Below are 22,644 nucleotides of genomic sequence, written 5' to 3'. Positions count from 1 at the left end.
TAACATCATTTATCAAAGACAAAAATCTTATAAAACAAAAGGTTATCCATTACCAAATTGTAAGAGTCTCAGCATTTTATGCCTATAAAATAGGCACTAGTGATGACAAATCACGCAAATCTCATGCCTATCTTTTTCTAAAAAAATTAGGCCTCCTCTTTTATATATCAAACTTCGTACTCATTGCGTATAGCGCAAATTAACTAGATGAACTGAGCATTCCTCTAATGGTGACTTTTTGGGGCTAGGTACAAACTGAATACAGTTAATCAACCCGAGGAGTTAGAAAATGAGTGTCTATTCGTTAGTACCACCTAAAAGCTCTACCGATAGCGTGACTGCTAAGTCTCGTTCTTTTATTAAATCGCTGTGCACTATACCAGTCAGTCTAGTATTGGCTGCTCACATTGGGTTTGCGTCAGCAGCGGAAGTGAACACCACAGGGTTGGCCGTTACCGATGATACTGTCACAGTGGGTATTCTGCATTCATTGACAGGCACCATGGCAATCAGTGAAACCGGTGCTCAACAAGCCGAAAAGCTGGCGATTAAACAGATCAATGAAATGGGGGGCATCTTAGGTCGACAGATCGAAATCGTTCAGGAAGATGGCGCCAGTGATTGGCCTACCTTTGCTGAAAAAAGTCGTAAATTATTAGTGCAAGATAAAGTGGCTGCAGTATTTGGTGCGTGGACATCGGCATCGCGTAAAGCCATTTTGCCAGTTTTTGAGAAAGAAAATGGATTGCTTTATTACCCGACTTTTTATGAAGGCTTAGAGCAATCTAAAAATGTTATTTATACCGGTCAAGAAGCCACTCAGCAAATCTTGGATGGATTGAACTGGGTTGCAAAAGAGAAAAAAGCAAAGACCTTTTACCTTATAGGTTCTGATTACATTTGGCCTAGAACATCCATGAAAATCGCTCGTAAGCACATTGAAAACGTATTGGGCGGGAAAGTGGTAGGCGAGGAGTATAAGCCACTTGGTGATACTCAATTCGGCTCTGTTATTAATAAAATCCGCCTTCGTAAGCCAGATGTGATTTATGCCGCTGTTGTGGGTGGTAGTAACGTTGCTTGGTTCAAACAATTAAAAGCAGCCGGTATTACTTCTGATAAACAAACCCTTCTTACGATATCTGTGACAGAAGATGAGGTGCTTGGTATAGGTGGTGAAAACTTAGAAGGTTTTTATTCCATCATGAAGTACTTCCAAAGCCTGGACAACGAAAACAACACAGCGTTTGTAAAAGCCTTTAAAGAAATGTGGGGTGAAGACAGCGTTATTGGTGATGTAACACAGGCCGCGTACCTTGGCCCATGGTTATGGAAAGCGGCGGTTGAAAAAGCCGGTAGTTTTGATGTTGACAAGGTGGTTGCTGTCTCAGAGATGGGAGACATCGAACTAACAACAGCGCCTGAAGGCTATGTGAAACTAGATCCAAATCATCACTTGTGGAGTAAGGCACGTGTTGGTGAGTGGAATAAAGATGGTCAAGCAACTGTTGTATATGAATCTGAGCTGATTAAGCCTGATCCATTCCCAGTAGGTTACCAATAAGCGATAACCTCTCTACGTATATGCTTTTTCTAATAACTCACTGAAACACCAACTGTTTCAGTGAGTTATCAAGAAAAACGCGCGAAAAACCAAGTAACCAAAAAGCAAAATCTTTTCTTCAAATTATCATGTATTAGGGGCTTACAATGGGCGGATATAGCTATAACGAATTGGGAGCGATCTTTGCCATGCAAGGATTCTCCGGCATTAGTTTATTTAGTGTCCTTCTCTTAATGGCGTTAGGTCTCGCGATTATCTTTGGGCAAATGGGTGTAATAAACATGGCTCATGGTGAATTTATGGCTGTGGGTGCCTACACGACCTACCTTATTTCGTCTTTGACAGAAAGTTTTATTCCAGCATTCTTGCCCTATTACTTTGTATTCTCCATTGCCTTAGCTTTCGTTGTAGCGGGGGCCTTGGGCTATTTTGCCGAATATATACTGATCCGGCATCTCTACTCAAGACCGCTTGATACGCTGTTAGCAACCTGGGGGCTTAGCTTAATTATGCAACAGTCCTTCCGCTCCATTTTTGGTGCTCGAGAAGTAAGTCCAACTTTACCAGATTGGTTATTAGGTGCTTACCCTGTGACGGATCTTATTGATATTCCTATTAATGGACTTTTCGTCTTGGCACTTACCATTGCCGTCACCCTTGGTGTGTTCTATCTGATGTTCAAATCAAGCTGGGGTCTAAATGTTAGAGCGACCACACAGAATAGGGCTATGAGTGGCGCCGTCGGTATTAACACGAAAAAAATTGACCGTTACACCTTTGCTCTTGGTTGCGGTATTGCAGGGGTCGCTGGTGCGGCGTTTACGACGATCGCATCAACAGGCCCAACAACTGGAACCCTGTACATAGTTGATACCTTTATGGTGGTTGTATTCGGTGGTGCAGCAAGTCTACTCGGTACAATTGCATCCGCTTTCTCTATTGCTCAAGCACAATCGATCCTTGAATTCTTTATTAGTGGTTCGATGGCGAAAGTCTTTACGTTGTTGGTTCTCGTGCTGATTCTCATGTTCAAACCAGAAGGTTTGTTTGCCAGCAAAGTACGTCGATGACATACGTTGAGTCCTGCCTCACTTAGTGCTTACAAACGTGTCAGGACTCAAAAAACGGAAAATGACCTTAAATGGGCTTGGAGATAAATATGAGCTTTGTATATGACAAATTGCTAGGTGGAAAATCAGGTGCTATTGGCCTGTTGGTATTATCCATTTTGATATTAATAGTATTCCCAATGATGCTGGATGGATTCCGTTTAAATCTGGTTGGTAAATATTTAACTTATGCTTTCGCAGCGATTAGCTTAGTGATGATATGGGGCTATGGTGGCACATTAAGTTTGGGGCAAGGTATTTTCTTTGGCCTAGGTGGCTATGGTATGGCGATGTTTCTTAAGTTAGAAGCCTCTTCCCCGGAAAATACATCCATACAATCAACCCCAGGGATTCCGGATTTTATGGACTGGAATCAGTTAACAGAATTACCTTGGTTTTGGGAACCCTTTACCAGCTTCGGTTTCACCCTCGTTGCCATTCTAATTTTACCAGCGTTATTTGCTTATTTTATTGGTGTTGCGATGTTTAAACGCCGAGTAGGTGGGGTTTACTTTGCCATTATTACTCAGGTTATCGCTGTCATTTTAACCGTGCTGATTGTCGGTCAACAAGGCTACACAGGAGGCATCAATGGTATCACGGACCTACGAACCTTAAACGGTTGGGACATCACATCAGACAGTGCTAAATATCTGTTCTACTACATTAACTGCGTTTTGTTAATCGGAGTGATTTTACTCTCTCGTTTCGTTCTAACCAGTAAATTTGGTCGCTTGTTACTCGCTATTAGAGATAAAGAAGATCGGGTTCGTTTCTCTGGCTACGATGTGGCAAATTTCAAAATTTTTATCTTTTGTTTCGCCGCTTTAGTGTCTGCTCTTGGTGGTGCCATGTTCACCTTGCAAGTGGGGTTTATGTCACCATCCTTTGTCGGCATCGTGCCTTCTATTGAAATGGTTATTTTTGCGGCCGTAGGTGGGCGTATGTCACTGATTGGTGTGGTTTACGGCACTTTATTGATTAATTTCGGTAAAACGGCTTTTTCTGAAACGTTTCCTGAGCTGTGGCTCTTCTTAATGGGCGGAACCTTTATTGCTGTTGTGATGTTCTTTCCAAATGGTTTGGCAGGGTTGTGGAGCCAATATAGCCCCGCTTTGTTGAATAAGCTCGGCTTTTTAAAAAGTGCTAAAGCACTAGAAACTGCCCCTGTGACAACGGATATGAAGGAGTCTAATTAATGCGAGCAGATGAATTAGAACAATCTTATTCAGGAGGTGATGTATGTCATCTATGACAAACACAGATTTCTCTTTAAGCATCGAAGACTTAACGGTCTCGTTTGATGGCTTCAAGGCGGTAGACAGTTTAAATCTTTATATCGATAAGAATGAATTGCATGTTGTGATTGGCCCAAATGGCGCGGGTAAGACCACGGTATTAGATTTAATTTGCGGTAAGACCAAGTCCACCTCTGGCAGCATAAAGTTTCTTAACCAAGAGCTCACAACGTTATCCGAACATGAGATTGTTCGACGAGGCGTAGGCAGGAAATTTCAAACCCCTTCGATTTATGAAAACTTGTCCGTCTTTGAAAACTTAGAAGTGTCTTATCCAGAAGGTCGCGGTGTGTTTGGCTCTCTGTTTTTTAAACGCAGTGAAAAAGTTATTGCGAAAATTCACGAGATTGCCAAGGAAATCATGCTGGAATCCGAAATGGAAACCGAGGCCGCGTTATTGAGTCATGGTCAAAAGCAATGGCTTGAGATCGGGATGTTGCTGATTCAAGACCCTCAACTATTGATGCTTGATGAACCTGTTGCAGGTATGAGTGTTAAAGAGCGCGAACAAACCGCTGTGCTGTTAAACAAAATAAGCCAAGGTCGTTCTGTCTTAGTCATTGAGCATGATATGGAATTTGTTGCTCGTATCGCGCACAAAGTGACCGTGCTGCATCAGGGAAAAATCTTAGCTGCAGGCAAAATGGATGAAGTACAAAAAGACCCGAAAGTGATCGAGGTCTATCTGGGTCATTAATTGATAAGTCATGGCGCACGTTAAAGGTCATGACTATGTATTTGAGGGTGAAAGTATGTTGGATGTTGCTAATTTAAAGGTCAGCTATGGCCAAAGTGAAGTGATTCACGGATTGAACTTCACGGCGAACAAAAATGAAACCCTTGCCGTCATGGGGCGAAATGGTATGGGCAAAACCACCTTGTTCAAGTCTCTTATCGGACTACTACCGCTGAGTGAGGGCAGTATTCATATTGACGGTACAGATATTTCGAAATGTGAAAGTTACCAGCGTGTCGAAAATGGCGTGGCTTATGTACCACAAGGGCGAATGATTTTTCCCAATTTAACCGTACAAGAAAATATTGAAACGGGTATGGGGGTTTCAAAGCTCAAAGAAATACCCGATGACATTTTTGCCTTGTTTCCCGTGCTGCATGAAATGCGACACAGAAAAGGTGGCAATTTGTCCGGTGGTCAGCAACAGCAGCTTGCCATAGCTCGCGCGCTGGTAACCAACCCAAAAGTTTTGCTATTAGATGAACCTACTGAAGGCATCCAGCCATCTATTATTAAAGATATTGCTAATGTTCTAAATGAAATCAAGAAGATGCGTGAAATTACCATCATTGTTTCTGAACAAGTATTGAGCTTTACCATGGCCGTAGCTGATCGAATTATCGTGATAGATAAGGGGAACTTTATCCACGAAGACCTAAGAGAAGATGTCGATACTGACAAAATTAAAGGGTATTTATCCGTCTGATATGTTGTGTGATATCACACGTTATAACAGGCAATTTTTGGAAAAACGGAAAGATAAGAAGTGACTTAATTTACCTAAGGAGTCTCAAAATGGCTGAAACAATTATTAAAGTAAATCTGAAAGAATCTCCGTACACCAACGATAAAATACACAATCGTTGGCATCCAGATATTCCTATGGCATCTATGGTAAAGCCGGGCGACGACTTTATTGTGGAATGTGTTGATTGGACAGGTGGGCAAATTAGCAATAATGACTCGGCTGATGACGTACGCGATGTAGATTTAACTCAGGTACATTTCTTATCGGGCCCAGTTGGAGTAGAAGGTGCAGAGCCGGGTGATTTGTTGGTAGTTGATATTCTGGATATCGGCACCTTTGATGAAAGTCAGTGGGGTTTTAACGGTTTTTTCTCGAAACAAAATGGCGGCGGCTTTCTAACCGAGCATTTTCCTGAAGCACAGAAATCGATTTGGGATTTTAAAGGTATGTTTACCAGCTCGCGTCACATTCCTGGTGTAGAGTTTGCCGGCATGATTCACCCAGGCTTGATTGGCTGTTTGCCCTCTAAGGATATGCTGGAAGAATGGAATACCCGTGAAAAAGGCTTATATGAGACCGAGCCAGATCGCGTGCCTGAACTTGCGACCTTACCTTATGCAGAGACAGCTCACATGGGTAAAATGACTGGGGATGACAGAGATAAAGCAGCGGCTGAAGGTGCCAGAACAGTACCACCACGTGAGCATGGTGGTAATTGTGATATCAAAGACTTATCTCGCGGTTCTAAAGTTTATTTCCCGGTGTATGTTAAAGATGCTGGCTTGAGTGTAGGTGATCTTCACTTTAGCCAAGGGGATGGCGAAATCACCTTTTGTGGCGCGATTGAAATGGCTGGCTGGATACACATGCGAGTCAATTTAATAAAAGGTGGCATGGAAAAATACGCAATCAAAAACCCAATATTTAAGCCAAGCCCGATTACACCAAAGTATGATGACTATCTAATCTTTGAGGGTATTTCAGTTGATGAAAGTGGTAAACAGCATTATTTAGATGTACACATTGCTTATCGTCAAGCCTGTTTAAATGCTATTAAATATCTGGCCAAATTTGGTTACACAGAAGCCCAAGCCTACGCCATATTAGGCTGTGCACCAGTGCAAGGTCATATTAGTGGTGTGGTGGATATACCAAATGCTTGTGCGACCTTGTGGTTGCCAACGGATATATTTGAGTTTGATGTGCAGCCAAATGCCGATGGGCCGACGGTGCATTTGGATGGCAGTATTGATTTGCCACGTTCAGCTGATAAAAAATAAGGAGGCAATGCACTATGCCTATTTATGATTTTAAATGTACGAAACATGGGCTATTTCATGAGCTGGTGGCGATGGAAAAAGCAGGAGATGCTTTTCCTTGCCCTCAGTGTGGCGTGAAATGTATGCCGGTGATTTTAGTTGCGCCTTCAGTTTTGTCGATGTCTCCTGAGTCTAAAAAAGCTATGGATATTAATGATGAGGCACGACATAGTCCCATTATCTCCACGGTTGATTCGCGAGCAGAGGCAGATGATAGGAAGCAGTTCGATTTACGCAAAGGACAGAAAGCAAGTAGTTGTGGCTGTTCTGAGCATAGATCCGAACAAAATGCGCTTAAAAAACAAGTCGTTTACTTACCCGATGGCAGTAAGGTGTTTCCATCGCAACGTCCTTGGATGATTAGCCATTAGATATTAAGGAAAAAGCCAAAAAACCTAATACATGAAGTGACGCTTGTATTAGGTTTTTTTGTGAATTTGATAAACGTAATCGTGCGAAAATACGGTAATCTGAATCCTGCTTAAGTCGTAAGGCGGAAGTATAGAGAAGGCAATTTTTCAGGAAAACGTTCGAGACTGTCTATCATGACCAGATTACGTTTTCCAAATATACGAGTTAGATCATGACTCACGCCAGAATCGAGTCCTACACACAAAACATTGATCCCATCCATCGCTAATTCATGAATCGCACGTCGCGCATCTTCTATAAGGTAATGAGGGTCACTTACGTCAATATCGGCAGGTTCACCATCGGTTACTACCAACAGTAGACGTCTATGGTTGTGTTGCTTTTTTAGGTCTTGAGCTGCATGCCGTATTGCTGCGCCCATGCGAGTCGAGCCACTTGCTTGCAGACCGGCTAAACGAGCTTTTGCCAAGTGATCGTATGGCTTGTGAAAATCCTTGATTCGGTAATAGTGAACATCGTCTCTTTTATTAGAGCTAAATGCTCCGATAGCGAATGGATCGCCTAGTCCAGAAATAGCGTGCGCCAACAGTGCGGTGGCTTGACGTTCAATCTCTAAGACACACTCATTAGAATCTACCACCTTATCGTTTGTCGATTCAGACACATCTATCAAAACCTGAATAGACAAGTCACGATGCTTTCTTTCAGAGCGAGCATATACTCTTGCATCAACCTCTTCACCAGATCTGCGACTAATAGTGGCCGTGATGCAGGCATCAATATCAAGAAATTCACCTTCTAACTGACGACGGACCTTTTGTGGTTGACTAATCTTGGTTGAGCTCATTAAAGACTTAATTCGATTAACCATATAAGCCTGTTTTTGCAAAATATCATCAATGAGGTGAACAGGTCCTAAAATAGGTGAGTGTTCAACGATAGTTGTCCATTCTGGTCTAGATTGTTCTGTCATGTAATCATATTCATGATAACGCGCGACAGGTATGCCATCTTCTTCCACTAGAGAAATAGGTGTAGCATTATTCTCATCAATTTCATTCGTTTCTTCTCTGGTGTCAGGTTCCGAGTTGTCCATTTCATCTATATCAACATTACTTAGCAATTCATCAGCTTGTGTTGATTCAGAAGTATCTTGGTCTTCGACATCCCATAATCCCATGTTGTCGTCTCGATAAGGTGGGTCGACGACGTATGTTTTGGCATTGAATTGAATACGCATTTGTCCCAAATCGTTGGCGAGCAGACCACCTATTTTGCGACTAATGAAAGAGTCATTCCATTCGTCTTTATGGTCATAAAATAACTGTTTAGCCTTACAAACCCAAGGATTTGTATCGTCATAATTTGGATCAGCTAATGCTCGAGCAAGTCTAACAAACAACTGATTGGCCGTTTGTGCTCCCCTAGCTTTCGCAATATGAAAAGGCTTCCATAAATCCTGTAACCCAGGGAAGTCTTGTATGGCTAGATGTTCCACTCGAGCATCTTCAATCAAGGAAATCAGTGCGATTTGCAGTGGTTTGAGTTGGTCTACAGAGAAAGAGGTTCCTGAATAGGTGATATGTGCGCCAATATGTGCCAACGCTGCCCGATACAATTGATGGGCAATATCTCCTTGATACCCAGGGAAAGAAGAGGGCACGGTAATGAGGCCCAAACCAAAACCTGACCTTCTAACACGTTCGCCAGAAGCATGAATATGCTTTTCCCGTACTGGCAGGTGTATGTTCCAAAGAGCCCCTAAATAGGCTTTTGTTTCACGACTAATATCTGAAAAACTCATTGAACCGGCAGCATGTTCCAACCATTTTTGGGCTTGAGAATCTTCAAATGAAAAATAGCTAAATCGCTTTTTGGGGTCAGAAGCACCAGCGCGGAGACCTGTTAGTAGCCAGCCTTCTAAATGAGATAAGCTGAGATGGTAAAGCAGATAGTCCATTCTATTCAGGACGAGAAAAGCCGATTCAGGGGCTAGTTTGATAACTTGCTCCATGAGTGTGAGCCAAGTATTTGCCAAAGAGGTATCATTTTCGAATCGAATAGTAATTTTTAAACACTCGATGGAAAGCCGCTCAGCGGTTTTTTTGTCGGCTTTTATGGCGGCTAATGAAACCATGTCAGCAAGCTTTAGAACGCTATCTAGACCTAACCGTTGAAGAATGTCAGATGAATTTATAGCAAATGCTTGAGAAACGGTTGCCCCGTAACCGGCTTCCTCGATTTTATAGCAAGCGTCCAACCAAAGTGCTTTATCATGTTCTGAGTATTCAGGTTTTTCAATGTTGGTTACTTGTGAGAGTGATAATGTTTCGCTAGTGTCCGACCGTTCTATCATGATGTTTTATACACTTAAGAGGCGAGTTAAGTTATATGAGAGTGCCTCTCTAGAATTTCAAAGCACGATCATAGATTAGATATGAATACGTTAACCACAGGCTGCTACTGCATGTGATAGTGCTTTACGTATGTCTGGGTCGTCTGTAATCGGAAGTATGAGACCAAATTCACAGGCTTCATGTAGTGGAATACCGCGAGAAATAAGTTTACCAACATGAATAAGCATTCGAGTTGATGCCCCTTCGTCGAGACCGTGACCTTTTAGGTGACGGGTCTGCTCGGCAATATTAACAAGTAATTTCGATGTTTTATCATCGACGCCTGATTCGTGAGCAATGATCTTGGCTTCTAATTCTGCGGTGGGATAATAGCAGTCGATAGCACCGAAACGCTGTTTTGTAGATTCTTTTAGATCTTTAAGCACACTCTGATAACCTGGATTGTAGGAAATCACGACTTGAAAATCTGGGTGAGCCGTTAGCATCTCATTCTTTTTTTCTAGAGGTAACACCCTTCGACTGTCTGTTAAGGAGTGAATGACGACGGTAGTATCTTGGCGAGCTTCGACAATCTCATCTAGATAACAAATTGCACCATATCTAGCTGCGAGCGTTAACGGCCCGTCTTGCCATACGGTTCCTTTTTCATCCAGTAGATAACGACCAACAAGGTCTGAAGCTGTCATATCCTCATGACAGGAAACGGTGATTAATGGTTTCTGAAGCTTCCACGCCATGTACTCGACGAAGCGCGTTTTACCACACCCTGTGGGGCCTTTAAGCATAATTGGCATTCGGTCAGCATAAGCGGCCTCAAAGTGTTTAACTTCGTTACCAACCGCTAAGTAATAGGGGTCTTGGTTAATAAGATATTCGTTCAAATTCATAGTCTAGGCTCGATCGTAAAGTCTGTATAACACCCGCATGGATTGAAATTGAAAGAGTCGCTTTGTGTCGCTCCTCTTTCTATAAAAAGTGTTCTTAGCGATGTGATCCTGTTTTTTCATTAGGAATACCGTCGATCGGACATTCTTCTGTGCCTATGGTTGGTCGTGTCATTGCTTCAACACTTTCACGTGTTCCTTCGGGATCTGTGACCCAGTTCTTGTAAAAATCGAATGGACAAGCCGCGACGCCTTTATCACCTTCACCAGAGTTGATTTTACCCGTGTAGCCACGATGCAGTAATTTGAATAAGTGGTTTTGAGACTGACCATTCTTGCGGGCATCACGAATCATAGAGACGGACAATTGGCCGTATTGGATACCCATTTCTTCTTCCGCACAGGCACCTAACGTCCGACCATCGAAACCAATCAGTGTGGAATGACCAAAGTAAGAATATACGCCATCAAATCCAGTGGCATTAGCCACCGCGACATAACAATTATTAGTCCATGCCATCGCTTTAGACATGAGTACTTGCTGATCTTTTGCTGGGTACATATAGCCTTGACAGCGAATGATCAATTCTGCACCTTTCATTGCACAGTCACGCCAAATTTCTGGGTAATTACCATCATCACAGATGATTAGGCTGATTTTCATGCCTTTTGGTCCATCATTTACATATGTACAATTACCTGGGTACCAGCCTTCTATAGGTACCCAAGGCATAATTTTTCGATATTTCTGAACGATTTCACCTTTATCGTTCATCAAAATAAGTGTGTTATATGGCGCTTTATTTGGATGTTCCTCATGACGTTCACCAGTCAATGAAAATACACCCCAGACACCGGCTTCTCGACACGCTTCAGCAAAAATTTCTGTTTCAGCCCCGGGGCATTGGGAAGCTGTTTCATACATCTCTTTTTCGTCATACATGATGCCATGGGTACTGTATTCAGGGAAAACCACCAGATCCATGCCTGGTAACCCCATTTTCATTCCTTTAACCATGTCTGCAATTTTATGGCAGTTTTCTATGACTTCTTTTTTTGTGTGCAAACGTGGCATTTTGTAGTTAACAACCGCAACACCAACGGTATCATTACTGCTCGAAATATCACCATGATACATTTTCTTTACCTCATTGATTTAAATGGAAATTTAACTCGATAATGATTAAGGGTATGAACAAAAGAGTCTGTCTGCGAGAGGAGAGTTAGAGAGAATGAGCTCGCAACATCTTTCGTTTCTCATAGTGTATTGATTTCTAATTGCCGACAGCAATAGCGTGTTTCATAGTTCGAAATAGTGTGTTTACGCTATTGATTGGAAGGTTTAATTTCTATAAAGCTGTGCCGTTTACTGAGACGGAACAGCCACTGTTAAAGTGGAGTGATGATAAAGATAGTGTCGAGAAATCATGGCAGATATTCAGTAGTTTTTTGCTAAAGGCTGACATTTTTGGCGCCTCTAGACTGGCAACTGACACTTAATTTTAAAAAAAATCTTAGCGGAAAACCTTGGTTCATAGGGGGTATAAAAATGGAGGTAGTATTTGGATTTCTGGATAGTGACCTTAAAAAAGATTGAAATGCTAATAGTTATTAAATAACGCTAGGGAAGTCCACTATTTACTTGCCTATTGTCCTCATAAAAACGGTCTTCACTACATAATTTGCCTACATTTGAGGGTTAGACTATCTGCAGTTAACAACAGTATATTTCGTGGATTAAAAGGCTGAGTGATGAAGAAAATAGGTTTGATCTTCCTGTATCCGATATGTGCCATCGTGCTAAGCGCCTGTGGGAGTTTAGACCGTCTGCCATTTGTTTCAACAACGGGTTTTGTTTTAAGTAGTACTGAAATGAATAATGGTGGGCGTTTACCGACATTTTACACGTGCGATGGTGACAGTGTTCATCCACCTTTGAGTTGGCAGGGGGCTCCTTCAGAAACACAATTTTATGCTTTGATAATGCATCACGATGCACCAGATGGCGTCCACTGGTACTGGACTTTATATAATATTCCTGCCTCGAATACTGAGCTAAAAAGTGAAGAAATATTAGGAGAAATTGGGACTAACAGTGTTAATGGTTTACGCCAATATGCACCACCTTGCTCTAAAGGGCCGGGTGAAAAAAGTTATCAATTTACCCTGTATGCCCTAGCTTCTAAGGTCATCGTTGATCCAAAGCGACCTGTTGATCGAGATACACTATTGAACGCGATCAAAGACATTACTTTGGATAAAGCGACTATGGTTGTAACGTATGACCGTAAACACAATAAGGCGGATCACCCCCTTAAAGCACGATCAGATGACAGTGTCAAACCACGAAATCAATCGTTTCAAAGACAACCACCGAGTGAATCTGAAAGTATTGAATCTCCTAGGTGTATGGCTATCCGAGAGTCTATCGAGGATGCAGGCTTTGAGTCGACGGTATCCATCACTTGCGATAACGAATACGCCTACGTGATGTCTTCGACTTATCCAAGCCATGATGTTATGACAGGTATCGTAGGCACAAATGAGCAAGTGCCTGTGCCAGCCCAAGGTTATGCTGCGCCCATTAAATTGTATCCAAGTCGTGCTGAATCTTATACCACGATAGACGCGGCGGTAGGGGTAGCGGTCAATGGGGTGCCGATTTATGACTACTCGTCTCAAGGCGAGTTAGATGTACAGATATACGATGAGAAGCACGATACCTTTAAACTTGGTCAGTTGGATATTTGTGGCGGGCACGCAGGTAGAGGCGACGACTATCACTATCATATTGCTCCGACATGCATGATAGCGACGATGGAAAACCAAACGAGTGATGCCATTATCGGCTGGGGGTATGATGGCTACCCTTTGTATGCTGATAAGAACCCAGACGGAAGTGACATAGAGCCAGGTGCGTTGGATGTATGCAATGGTCAAGCAGATGAAAAGTATGGTTACCGCTACCAAACCTCATCAACACCGCCTTATATTATTCAGTGCCTAGTCGGTAATGTAGAAACACAGGTGCTACCTCGTGTTGCGCCTTTGAGCGGTGACATTGACGGCATAAGAGCCGATTTGCGCCCACCACAAGAAGGCGTTGAAAACTTAACTCATGAAGAGATGCCCGATGGTAGCCGAACCATGCGTTATTGGTATCAAGGTGAAGAGTTTTTCACGACCTATCGTCCATCCGCTCAGTTTGATCGTTGTTATGATTTCACCCAAAAAACCATTAGCAATGAAGGAAAGCTTGAAACGGGCACCTTTTGCCGCGATAAGCAAGCGCCGCCACAGAAGCCAAAAAATTCCTCTCAAACGGAACACAATAGTGTAAAAGAAAGCAGAATAAACACCGAGTTTTCTGGGCAGCATACGTTTAGACTCGATGCTTGGGCTGATAATTGGTTCGCAGCCTATCTAGGAGAGCGACTACTGCTCGAAGATTCCGTTGCCATTACAACAGAACGTTCTTTTAACGCTGAGAGTGTTACCTTTTCTACCGATTACCCCATTGAGCTGAATGTAGTCATAAAAGACTTCAAGCAAAATGACACAGGGTTAGAATATATAGGTACAAATCGCCAACAAATGGGAGATGGTGGTTTTATTTTACAGCTGACAGATACAGAAACGAATGATTTCGTTGCAGTGAGTGATGGTCGTTGGCAATGCAAGGTTCTGCACAAAGCGCCGTTAAACAAACAGTGTGAAAACAGCCAGAATCCTATTGCAGGGCAGGGGTATTGTACTTTTATGTCACAAAGTGCTCCTGACAATTGGCTGCTGTCCAGTTTTGATGCCTCGCTTTGGCCGAATGCCACCGTACATAGTGCTTCAGCAGTAGGTCCAAAAGATGGTTACGATGATATTAAATGGGATGAGAGTGCTCAGTTTATCTGGGGAGAAGATTTAGAAACGGATAACACTATTCTTTGTAAAACAACCATAGATAAGGCGGAATAAAGTGGTACTAAGTAAATTTCTATTTAAAAAGTTCGCCCTTAATAGACTGTGTTGGATGATACCTTTATTAGTCTATATCATCCTGTTGCCAGCCAAAGCGCATACCGTGAATGAAACCAGTGCCCAAGTGATATTAAGAGCTGGTCAAGTCGAAGTGCAGATCATCACTGATATGAGTAAACTCCTATCAAAATTGAGGGATCATCAGGCTTGGTTGATGGGTGACATCGATCGGGTCATGCCAGCAAACTTAAGCCCTGAACAACAAAACGACTTTATCAAAAAACTTTTTACAGATCAGTTGATTCTTACCCTCAACCAGCAGCCTCTTATTATTGAGCGTGTCACGTTGGCGCAAGATACAACACATGGACATCACCATATTAGCAAAGTGGTACTGCAGGCACGACATTCCTTGGCACATGTCTCCACTCTGAGCATGCAAATGCCAAAGAGTTTAGGGGAGGTTCATATCAGTGTGGTGAGGCCTCAATACAGAGTCATTAACGCTGGAGATAAGGTCGACTTTACTTTTTAACCTTTGTATAAAAGGATGAGATTCAATTATAAAATCAACGCCACATGTTACCTTGATAACCCCTTCTTTATTTGTGGACGCCAATGAAGTTAATACATAAATTTTTTATTGCTTTTTTTGTCACCAGTATGGTGTTGGTTGGCTTGATGTTTGTGTTCATATTTATCACTTTTTCGACAGGCTTCAATCAGTTTGTCGAAAAAGAAGAGCAAAAGCATTTAGAGCGAGTGAAGCAGCAGTTGGTTTTATTTTATAAGAGCGCCAATGACTGGCAAAAAATGGCACAAGACCCACAATTATGGCGATCCATCGTTGACCCATCGAATGAGTCGAATGAAAAACACATCGTTCAAGACACCGATAAGCAGAATGAAATATCAACGCTCAACACGCCACCTTCGGCTTTTATGTGGTTCAAACTTCCGCCAGATTCGTTACAAACAGGGAAACGGATTAGCTTGTACAACCCCAATAAAGAAGTCATCGTCGGTCGAGAGAGGATTGCTGATAACGATCATATCGAGTCGATTACATTAAATTCAGACGTTATAGGTTGGCTGGGTTTTGAGCCATCACAACTCGTAGAAAGTAGTCCCGCAAAAGCATTTTTGTCGGCACAATTTTACAACTACTTAATGGTGGCACTTGGTGTGATGGGGATTGCGTTTATAGTGTCTATTTTGTTGTCACGACATTTGACTAAGCCTATTAAAGAAATTGTATTAGCCACCAATGCGTTAAAAGAAGGTGACTACCAACAACGCATATCACCTATTACTAAGGATGAACTTGGTGTGCTGTCAACAAACTTCAATGAACTGGCCGAAATACTCGCGCTTAATCAACAAACACGAACCCAATGGGTGTCTGATACTTCGCATGAGCTCAGAACACCACTGACGGTCCTACGCTCACAATTATTGGCTGTACAGGATGGTGTATTTCAGCCAGATGAAAAACGTATTGCTGTGTTAATCCAACAGACCAATACTTTAGAGCATATTGTTGACGATTTGAGTCAATTGGCCAGTGCAGATGCTGCCTGCTTAACTTATAGCGAAATACCCTTAAATATAAGGGCGGTTTTGACTGGGTGTTTAGACAGTTTTTCCGCACGCTTTCGGCAGCAAAAAATAACGATTAACCGGGTATCAGTTGATATAGATGAAGCCATAACGGTTAGTGGCGATCAAGATCGGCTGCAGCAATTATTCAACAATTTATTAGAAAACACCTGTAAATATACTCTCCCTTCTGGAGAATTTAAGATTGATATTAAACAATCTGCTGAGTATGTAGAGTTTGTTTTTCAGGATTCAGCACCCAATGTTTCCCCACAAGATCAAAAGAATTTGTTTGAGCGCTTTTATCGCGTGGAAAAGTCACGTCATAGAGGGCTAGGCGGATCAGGCTTAGGGCTTACATTATGTAAACAGATAGTGATAGCTCATCGTGGTGATATTTCGCTCGGTGATTCAGCTTTGGGTGGTCTGGCCGTGTTGGTTCGTTTGCCTTTATTGAGATAGTTAATATGTCCACAACAAACATACTCATCGTTGAAGATGAAGAGAACATTGCTGAAGTGCTCATAGCTTATTGTCACCTAGAGGGCTATAACGCAAAACACCTAAATAGCGGGCAGGGGGTCGTGGACTATGTTCGTAATAACTCGGTAGATTTGATCTTGTTGGATATCATGCTCCCGCAGACCGATGGAATGACGCTTTGCCAAGCAATAAGACGTTTTTCCAACGTTGCGATTATTATGGTGAGTGCAAAGCGACAAGAGATCGATAAGCTTCAAGGCTTTAAGTTTGGGGCTGATGACTATATTTGCAAACCTTTTAGCCCTAAAGAGGTGATGGTAAGAATCAGTGCGGTGCTCAGGAGAACACAAACCACGCATCCCACTTGCATCGAATGTATAGATTTTGTTCTCTATTTAGAAAGTTATCTGGCTATGTATCAAAGCCAACCACTTCCACTGACGGCCGTCGAATTTAAGATATTGTCACTTTTAATCGGGCAGGAAGGTCGAGTCTTTAGCCGGGAAGAAATTATCCATCATGCTTATCAAGACGCAGTCGATATTAGTGATCGTAATATTGATACACACATTAAAAATATACGCAAAAAAATTCATCAGGTAGACAATCAAATCAACCCGATCGTGAGTGTCTATGGTGTTGGCTATAAGTTTGCCTATAGGTTAGATGAGTAGGCTTTTGAATATCCTCTAGATATCTATATATGGTTTGTATAAATCATATATAGAGTGTTTCATGGGCATCGTAAAAATTTCAGATGATCTACACGATGAAATTAGAAAGTCTGGTCTTCTAATGTCACGATCTATCAACTCACAAGCTGAATTTTGGATGAAAATGGGTAGGCTAGCAGAGCTTAATCCCACACTGATTTTTCATGAAAGTCCAAACGATCAAAGACACTTTCATGTCATCCTAAAATTGCTTCGTCATGAAGCCTCCTATCTCAACTCACTATTAGTTAACGCGTTATCATGTATTGTGCATTCTTAAGGTTTTTAGGTAAATGCACATAGCTTACGTTGCTCACATCATGTCTTTAATGGTGCACTGCCTTGGTGTGTTGTCTTGTATCTACCTCTTGATTTTTTGTTGTCTGTCCATAACCAATTGAATTTAAAGAAATAAATAATATATTTTTAATTGGTATCTTAATTGCTTATTTCGTTAAGTAAGTACTTAATGAAAATATATTGGATGGCCATTGTGTCTATATCACAGAAGATAGTCTTTTCCCTTAATAGTAGGTTGGTGCAAGTAGATGCCAACTCTCAGACACCACTGCTGTATGTACTGCGAAACGATTTTTCATTAAATGGACCTAAATATGGGTGCGGATTAGGGGAGTGTGGCGCTTGTTCTGTGTTAATAGGAAACAAAGTGGCTCGCTCTTGTATCACACCTGTTGTTGCGGTGATTGGTAAGGAAGTTTGCACCCTTGAAGGGCTAGGCACTATCGCATCGCCAGGTATTGTCCAGCAAGCGTTTATTGATGAGCAAGCAGCGCAGTGTGGTTATTGTATGAACGGTATGATAATGACAACGACAGCCTTCCTTCAAAACTGCTCTAACAAACCTTCGACACAACAAATTAAGAATGCGTTGCGTGCCAACTTATGTCGCTGCGGAACCCATATTGAAATTATCAAGGCGGCTAAAAAAGCGGCTGATGTTTTTTTTATTGCCAGCGATTTCCCGCCTGAAGAGGAAATATAGTATGTCTAACAATACATTCGAAAGTAGAGCTGAATTATTAGATAAAAGCCAAGGGCTTTTTTTAGTCAAAGAAAGCAACCCGCCTTTAAGTCCTGCTCAGAAGCCGGATGATGTAAAGCAAGAAAAAGAACTTGAGGTCTATATTGCCATTGACGCTGATGGTCAAGTCACCGCTTTTAACGGTCATGTGGATTTAGGGACAGGCATTCGAACATCGTTGGCGCAAATTGTTGCTGAAGAACTCGATCTAGAAATGCATCAGGTGACAATGATATTAGGTGATACAGAGCGAGCGCCCAACCAAGGCGCAACGATAGCCAGTGCAACCTTACAAATCACCGCTGTTCCATTACGCTATGCTGCCGCTACGGCTAGACAATACTTATTAATTCAAGCAGCGAAACATCTAGAAATATCGCCAGATAAGTTGAGCTGCCTTGGAGGCGTAATTTTTTCTAAACAAAATGCAAGTGAATCTGTGAGCTTTGCAGAGTTAGTAGCGAATACAAAAGTAATATTAACCGTTGACGAAAATGCACCGTTAAAACCCGTTAATGACTACAAAATTGTCGGCAAGTCTGCGAATAGAACTGACATTCCAGCTAAAGCGACAGGTGAATTGACCTACGTACATGATGTACGCGTGCCTGGCATGTTACATGGTCGTGTCATTCGCCCGCCCTATGGTGGACGTGACAGTGGTGAGTTTGTTGGCAATTCATTGTTGGATGTTGAGAAAGACTCGATTGCGCATATTCCTGGGATTGTGGCGATAGAAGTGATCGGTGACTTTGTTGGGGTCGTCGCGGAACGTGAAGAAAATGCTGTTCGTGCAATGAATGAGTTAAAAGTACATTGGAAGCCTCATCCTGACCTACCGGATTTAACTGATCTAGAATATGCCGTTAAAGTTAATCCTGCTACGCAACGAACTCTTTTAGATCAAGGTGACATCGAGAAGGCTATTGAAAATGCTGATCAGCGTATGTCGCGTACTTATGTTTGGCCTTACCAAATGCATGCTTCAATTGGGCCATCGTGCGCGGTTGCAGATGTAAATTCTAATAAAGTTACGATTTGGTCTGGGACGCAAAACCCTCATATTTTACGAGCAGACCTAGCTTTCTTATTAAACATAGATGAAAGACTAATTAATGTTATTCGTTATGAGGCATCGGGTTGTTACGGACGTAATTGTGCGGACGATGTTTGTGGGGATGCGGTATTACTTTCTAGAGCCGTAAGACGACCGGTAAGGGTGCAGCTAACAAGGGAGCAAGAGCACTTATGGGAGCCAAAGGGGTCTACTCAGCTCATGGAGGTTGACGGTGGCATCAATGCGGATGGCAGCCCTGCAGGTTATGACTTTACCACTTCTTACCCATCAAATGGCGCCCCCATGATCACACTGCTGTTAACTGGGGTAGTCGAGCCCACTCCTGCAGCATTGGAGATGGGTGATAGAACCAGTATCCCACCTTATCATTTTGACCATATTCGCGTTCGGGCGAATGATATGGCGCCTATTGTTCGGGCGGCATGGCTTCGAGGTGTTTCTGCGCTGCCCAATACCTTTGCGCACGAGTCGTACATAGATGAATTAGCTGAAGCTGCTGGGGTTGATCCTGTTGAATATCGATTGCGTTATCTAAAAGATACCCGTGCAGCCGACCTCGTTAAATCGGTGGTGCAGCGTGCGGATTGGCAGCCTAGGCAAGGACATTGGAAAGAAAAGGAGAAAGTTGGCTCAATCGTAAAAGGAAGAGGGTTTGCGTACGCACGTTATATTCATAGTAAATTCCCGGGTTTTGGAGCCGCTTGGGCCGCTTGGGTTGCGGATGTAGAAGTTGATACCGATTCTGGAGAAGTGAGTGTTACGCGTGTCGTGGTAGGGCATGATGCAGGTTTGATGATCAACCCTGATGGAGTTCGTCATCAAATTGAGGGCAATGTTTTACAGTCTACTAGCCGTGCATTGAAGGAACAGGTCTCTTTCAATAAAGACTCGGTAATGGATAAAGAGTGGGGAGCGTATCCGATCTTAACGTTTCCTGAAATGCCCGATGTCGATATCGTAATGGCGGACAAACCTGAAGAGCCTCCTCAAGGTGCAGGAGAGTCTGCATCTGTTCCCAGCGCCGCAGCCATCGCTAATGCAATTTTTGATGCAACCGGAGTGCGAATGCGGCAGCCCCCTTTTACTGCAGATAAAATGAAGAAGGGGTTACTGGATAAAAATGCAGAGGCGAGTAAAGCGGTAAAAAAAAAGCGTTGGTTTGGTCAATATGGAAAAAGCATTAAATGGTTTTCCTTACTTTCTTCATTAGCCGGTGTGGCCGTGGTCATGTCACCATGGCGTCCAAATATTTCTCCTGTTGCCGTGCCTAACCCCGCGACATATTCTCAGGCAACTATTGCCCGAGGTGAGCAGCTCTTTGCTGCGGGAGATTGTGCTGTTTGTCATACCTCTGAGGGGGGGCAACGAAATGCTGGAGGCCGTGCTTTAGATACACCTTTTGGTATAATTTACAGTACCAACCTAACACCAGACCCAAAGACAGGGATAGGTAACTGGTCTTTTCCAGCCTTCGAGCGAGCGATGCGTGAAGGGATAAGCCGAGATGGTAAACACCTGTACCCTGTATTTCCTTATACCGCATATCAAAATATAAACAATCAGGACATGCAAGCTCTGTATGCTTATATAATGTCGCAGCCTGCGGTGGAGTCATCTATTCCCAAAAATGAACTGAGTTTCCCTTTTAATATGAGGCCATTAATGGCAGGTTGGAATACTCTTTTTAAAAGCCGTACTGAATTTAAAGAGCAGCCAGAGCAAAGCGAAACTTGGAATAGAGGGGCGTATTTAGTAAATGGCCTTGGTCATTGCAGTGCTTGTCATTCACCGCGGAACATTATGGGCGCGGAGAAAGTCGGTGATAGCTTTTTGGCTGGTGGAGAAGTCGATGGCTGGGAAGCACCTGCTTTAACCTTTTTGAGTAAAGCCCCCATTCCTTGGAATGAGAGTAGCTTGTTCGATTATTTACGTACCGGGCATTCACCTGAACATGGCCCTGCTACCGGCCCTATGGGGCCAGTGGTAGAAGAACTAAAAAAATTACCTGATAGTGATATTCAAGCGATGTCGCATTATTTATTGAACACCAGCTTGGCATCCAATCAGCAAGTGGAACTCACATCACAAAAGGTGGATGAGCCGGTTCTAAAGCCAGATAGACAAGTTGTAAAAGAGAGAAATCCTACAACCTCGACTTCTGGTGTTGTGTCGCGCTGGTTAAAAAGTACAAGTTCGCAAACTAATGATATATTGGTTCAAGGCAAAAGCATTTTCGAAGGCTCTTGTTCTGCTTGCCATTCAACTCGCGAACAAGATGATTGGTATGGCATTAGACCGGAAATGCAAACCAATACAAATGTACACAGCGATAAACCTAATAACTTAATAAGAACTGTTTTATATGGTGTACAGAAACCAGTAGACTCATCTTTAGGTTATATGCCAGGTTTTTCTGCAAGTTTGAATGATGAGCAATTAACGGCATTGTTTTCTTATATTCGTAAAGAGTTTGCCCCCGATAAACCCGAATGGAAAAATTTAGGCAAAGTTATCTCTGATATTCGAGCAAACCCGGGCAGCCATTAAACGGTTATTGAAAGTGTGAAGTAAAGGGGTCGAATGAGTACTCAGCATATTGAAAGTGATAAGTTAACGAGCCTTACTGGCGGGAAGCGTGCACAGCAGGCCCGTGATACAAAGCGCAAGATCTTGCAGGCTGCGATTAAAGTTTTCGCAGAAGATGGTTTTTCAGGTGGACGTATTGAACGTATATCGAGAGAGGCCAGCTCAAATGATAGAATGATATATTACTATTTTGGAAGCAAAGAGAAGTTATTTCTGGAGGTGTTGGAATCTACGTATTTGGCATTTTATGAAGCTGAAAATGCGCTAGAGCTAAACCCTTTGTCACCCATTGAAGCCTTAAAAAAGATCATAGCCTTTACCTTTCACTATTACCTAAGCCATCCTGAATTTGTCGCCATTTTAAACGATGAAAACCTACACCGAGCAAAGCATTCGAAAAAATCTGAAAACATTAAAAACATCTCGGGAAACATTCAAGGTAACTTGGTGCCAATATTGAAGGCTGGTCAATCTACTGGTGTATTCAGAAACGAGCTTACCGCCAGTAATCTTTATTTGACCATATCAGCCTTAACGTATTTTTATTGTTCGAACCAGCACACACTGACGGTTTTTGTAGGCAAAGATTTCCAAGGAGCGGCTTACCAAGACGAGTGGTTACAACACATCACTAAGGTAGTGCTAAGATCTGTTGTGACGGATGAATCACATTATTAATGGTGTATACACTATTAATAATGTGATTTAACTCACTATATATTGATATTTTTGTGCGTTTTTGTGGTGTATGCACCTTAATGGTGATTTTATTTTAGTTAAAGAG

18 protein-coding genes are annotated in these 22,644 nt (G+C 42.5%); 15 read left to right on the top strand and 3 right to left on the bottom strand.

Going from position 1 to position 22,644, the window contains the following annotated elements; all coding sequences use genetic code 11:
- Positions 1 to 289 precede the first annotated feature (289 nt).
- From urtA to ABJF92_RS00735, 7 genes are all read left to right on the top strand, one after another.
- Entirely contained in the window at positions 290 to 1,564 is a 1,275-nt protein-coding gene (gene urtA / locus ABJF92_RS00765) for an urea ABC transporter substrate-binding protein (RefSeq protein ID WP_396664793.1), read from the top strand.
- Between the two features lie 146 nt (positions 1,565 to 1,710).
- Positions 1,711 to 2,634, top strand: coding sequence for an urea ABC transporter permease subunit UrtB (gene urtB, locus ABJF92_RS00760; protein ID WP_446813943.1), 924 nt, complete (start codon positions 1,711 to 1,713; stop codon positions 2,632 to 2,634).
- Positions 2,635 to 2,723: 89 nt separating this feature from the next.
- Positions 2,724 to 3,872, top strand: coding sequence for an urea ABC transporter permease subunit UrtC (gene urtC / locus ABJF92_RS00755; RefSeq protein ID WP_446813942.1), 1,149 nt, complete (start codon positions 2,724 to 2,726; stop codon positions 3,870 to 3,872).
- A gap of 52 nt (positions 3,873 to 3,924) precedes the next feature.
- On the top strand, positions 3,925 to 4,668 hold the full coding sequence (gene urtD / locus ABJF92_RS00750) for an urea ABC transporter ATP-binding protein UrtD (RefSeq protein ID WP_446813955.1): 744 nt from the start codon (positions 3,925 to 3,927) through the stop codon (positions 4,666 to 4,668).
- 55 nt (positions 4,669 to 4,723) lie between these two features.
- Positions 4,724 to 5,413: an urea ABC transporter ATP-binding subunit UrtE gene (gene urtE / locus ABJF92_RS00745; protein ID WP_396664809.1), complete on the top strand. Its 690-nt coding sequence runs from the start codon at positions 4,724 to 4,726 to the stop codon at positions 5,411 to 5,413.
- Between the two features lie 89 nt (positions 5,414 to 5,502).
- The gene (gene fmdA, locus ABJF92_RS00740; protein WP_396664787.1) at positions 5,503 to 6,735 is read left to right on the top strand and encodes a formamidase; all 1,233 of its coding nucleotides are present in this window, start codon (positions 5,503 to 5,505) and stop codon (positions 6,733 to 6,735) included.
- A gap of 14 nt (positions 6,736 to 6,749) precedes the next feature.
- Complete coding sequence (locus ABJF92_RS00735) at positions 6,750 to 7,145, top strand: zinc ribbon domain-containing protein (RefSeq protein WP_396664785.1); 396 nt, start codon at positions 6,750 to 6,752, stop codon at positions 7,143 to 7,145.
- A gap of 110 nt (positions 7,146 to 7,255) precedes the next feature.
- Here the strand turns inward: ABJF92_RS00735 and ABJF92_RS00730 are convergent, their stop codons facing one another.
- From ABJF92_RS00730 to ABJF92_RS00720, 3 genes are all read right to left on the bottom strand, one after another.
- Entirely contained in the window at positions 7,256 to 9,502 is a 2,247-nt protein-coding gene (locus ABJF92_RS00730; RefSeq protein WP_446813941.1) for a VWA domain-containing protein, read from the bottom strand.
- A 90-nt stretch (positions 9,503 to 9,592) separates the two neighbouring features.
- Positions 9,593 to 10,390, bottom strand: coding sequence for an AAA family ATPase (locus tag ABJF92_RS00725; protein ID WP_446813940.1), 798 nt, complete (start codon positions 10,388 to 10,390; stop codon positions 9,593 to 9,595).
- Positions 10,391 to 10,484: 94 nt separating this feature from the next.
- The gene (locus ABJF92_RS00720) at positions 10,485 to 11,525 is read right to left on the bottom strand and encodes an aliphatic amidase (RefSeq protein ID WP_446813939.1); all 1,041 of its coding nucleotides are present in this window, start codon (positions 11,523 to 11,525) and stop codon (positions 10,485 to 10,487) included.
- A gap of 614 nt (positions 11,526 to 12,139) precedes the next feature.
- Here ABJF92_RS00720 and ABJF92_RS00715 point away from each other — a divergent pair.
- The 8 genes from ABJF92_RS00715 (at position 12,140) to ABJF92_RS00680 (ending at position 22,538) form a co-directional block, all read left to right on the top strand.
- Positions 12,140 to 14,356: a YHYH protein gene (locus ABJF92_RS00715; protein ID WP_446813938.1), complete on the top strand. Its 2,217-nt coding sequence runs from the start codon at positions 12,140 to 12,142 to the stop codon at positions 14,354 to 14,356.
- Between the two features lie 55 nt (positions 14,357 to 14,411).
- Positions 14,412 to 14,894: a hypothetical protein gene (locus tag ABJF92_RS00710; RefSeq protein ID WP_446813937.1), complete on the top strand. Its 483-nt coding sequence runs from the start codon at positions 14,412 to 14,414 to the stop codon at positions 14,892 to 14,894.
- An 83-nt stretch (positions 14,895 to 14,977) separates the two neighbouring features.
- Positions 14,978 to 16,420: an ATP-binding protein gene (locus ABJF92_RS00705; RefSeq protein ID WP_446813936.1), complete on the top strand. Its 1,443-nt coding sequence runs from the start codon at positions 14,978 to 14,980 to the stop codon at positions 16,418 to 16,420.
- Between the two features lie 5 nt (positions 16,421 to 16,425).
- Positions 16,426 to 17,115: a response regulator gene (locus tag ABJF92_RS00700; protein WP_446813935.1), complete on the top strand. Its 690-nt coding sequence runs from the start codon at positions 16,426 to 16,428 to the stop codon at positions 17,113 to 17,115.
- Between the two features lie 61 nt (positions 17,116 to 17,176).
- Positions 17,177 to 17,434: a ParD-like family protein gene (locus ABJF92_RS00695; RefSeq protein ID WP_446813934.1), complete on the top strand. Its 258-nt coding sequence runs from the start codon at positions 17,177 to 17,179 to the stop codon at positions 17,432 to 17,434.
- Between the two features lie 189 nt (positions 17,435 to 17,623).
- The gene (locus ABJF92_RS00690; RefSeq protein ID WP_446813933.1) at positions 17,624 to 18,157 is read left to right on the top strand and encodes a (2Fe-2S)-binding protein; all 534 of its coding nucleotides are present in this window, start codon (positions 17,624 to 17,626) and stop codon (positions 18,155 to 18,157) included.
- A 1-nt stretch (position 18,158) separates the two neighbouring features.
- Positions 18,159 to 21,821, top strand: a complete 3,663-nt coding sequence (locus tag ABJF92_RS00685; RefSeq protein WP_446813932.1) for a molybdopterin cofactor-binding domain-containing protein — start codon at positions 18,159 to 18,161, stop codon at positions 21,819 to 21,821.
- Between the two features lie 33 nt (positions 21,822 to 21,854).
- Positions 21,855 to 22,538, top strand: a complete 684-nt coding sequence (locus ABJF92_RS00680) for a TetR family transcriptional regulator (RefSeq protein ID WP_446813931.1) — start codon at positions 21,855 to 21,857, stop codon at positions 22,536 to 22,538.
- The last annotated feature ends 106 nt before the right edge of the window (positions 22,539 to 22,644 follow it).

The sequence above is a fragment of the Marinomonas sp. genome (assembly GCF_039940335.1).
In the GTDB taxonomy this organism is placed as follows: Bacteria; Pseudomonadota; Gammaproteobacteria; order Pseudomonadales; family Marinomonadaceae; genus Marinomonas.
This window is presented reverse-complemented; position numbering and strand designations above follow the sequence as displayed.

What these genes read in the sequence shown, in the direction of transcription:
- ABJF92_RS00700 (WP_446813935.1), top strand. Translation starts at nt 16,426, where the DNA reads ATGTCCACAACAAACATACTCATCGTTGAAGATGAAGAGAACATTGCT.
- ABJF92_RS00735 (WP_396664785.1), top strand. Translation starts at nt 6,750, where the DNA reads ATGCCTATTTATGATTTTAAATGTACGAAACATGGGCTATTTCATGAG.
- ABJF92_RS00710 (WP_446813937.1), top strand. Translation starts at nt 14,412, where the DNA reads ATGATACCTTTATTAGTCTATATCATCCTGTTGCCAGCCAAAGCGCAT.
- ABJF92_RS00715 (WP_446813938.1), top strand. Translation starts at nt 12,140, where the DNA reads ATGAAGAAAATAGGTTTGATCTTCCTGTATCCGATATGTGCCATCGTG.
- urtE (WP_396664809.1), top strand. Translation starts at nt 4,724, where the DNA reads ATGTTGGATGTTGCTAATTTAAAGGTCAGCTATGGCCAAAGTGAAGTG.
- ABJF92_RS00730 (WP_446813941.1), bottom strand. Translation starts at nt 9,502, where the DNA reads ATGATAGAACGGTCGGACACTAGCGAAACATTATCACTCTCACAAGTA.
- ABJF92_RS00705 (WP_446813936.1), top strand. Translation starts at nt 14,978, where the DNA reads ATGAAGTTAATACATAAATTTTTTATTGCTTTTTTTGTCACCAGTATG.
- ABJF92_RS00720 (WP_446813939.1), bottom strand. Translation starts at nt 11,525, where the DNA reads ATGTATCATGGTGATATTTCGAGCAGTAATGATACCGTTGGTGTTGCG.
- urtA (WP_396664793.1), top strand. Translation starts at nt 290, where the DNA reads ATGAGTGTCTATTCGTTAGTACCACCTAAAAGCTCTACCGATAGCGTG.
- fmdA (WP_396664787.1), top strand. Translation starts at nt 5,503, where the DNA reads ATGGCTGAAACAATTATTAAAGTAAATCTGAAAGAATCTCCGTACACC.
- ABJF92_RS00685 (WP_446813932.1), top strand. Translation starts at nt 18,159, where the DNA reads ATGTCTAACAATACATTCGAAAGTAGAGCTGAATTATTAGATAAAAGC.
- urtD (WP_446813955.1), top strand. Translation starts at nt 3,925, where the DNA reads ATGACAAACACAGATTTCTCTTTAAGCATCGAAGACTTAACGGTCTCG.
- ABJF92_RS00690 (WP_446813933.1), top strand. Translation starts at nt 17,624, where the DNA reads ATGAAAATATATTGGATGGCCATTGTGTCTATATCACAGAAGATAGTC.
- ABJF92_RS00680 (WP_446813931.1), top strand. Translation starts at nt 21,855, where the DNA reads ATGAGTACTCAGCATATTGAAAGTGATAAGTTAACGAGCCTTACTGGC.
- ABJF92_RS00695 (WP_446813934.1), top strand. Translation starts at nt 17,177, where the DNA reads ATGGGCATCGTAAAAATTTCAGATGATCTACACGATGAAATTAGAAAG.
- urtB (WP_446813943.1), top strand. Translation starts at nt 1,711, where the DNA reads ATGGGCGGATATAGCTATAACGAATTGGGAGCGATCTTTGCCATGCAA.
- ABJF92_RS00725 (WP_446813940.1), bottom strand. Translation starts at nt 10,390, where the DNA reads ATGAATTTGAACGAATATCTTATTAACCAAGACCCCTATTACTTAGCG.
- urtC (WP_446813942.1), top strand. Translation starts at nt 2,724, where the DNA reads ATGAGCTTTGTATATGACAAATTGCTAGGTGGAAAATCAGGTGCTATT.